1 protein-coding gene is annotated in these 306 nt (G+C 74.5%); it reads left to right on the top strand.

From position 1 onward, the window contains the following. The coding region (locus tag KSO97_RS17600) for a hypothetical protein (RefSeq protein ID WP_232682121.1) at nt 1-306 on the top strand (306 nt) is incomplete at both ends.

Genomic DNA, 306 nt, shown 5'->3' on the forward strand with positions numbered 1-306 from the left:
CGCAGCCGGACCACCTCGGTGACGACCGGCTGCGCGGCGCGCGCCAGCACGCCTGTCGGCTCTGCATGTCGCGACGCAGTGTCGCGGCGATCGACGCCGGCGCGGATGAGGCGACCTTCGCCGCGCTCGACGAGTGGCCCGAGTCGGACCTCCCGGCCGGCACGACCGCCGCTCTGGGGCTGGTGGACGCCATGATCTGGACCCCGACGGCCATCCCGGACGAGACGGTCGCGGCGCTGCGGGCCGAGCTCGTGCCGGGTCAGATCGTCGAGGTCGCGCTCGACGTCGTGCGCATCGCGGCGAACA

The sequence above is a fragment of the Nocardioides sp. R-C-SC26 genome (assembly GCF_021246465.1).
Lineage (GTDB): Bacteria > Actinomycetota > Actinomycetes > Propionibacteriales > Nocardioidaceae > Nocardioides.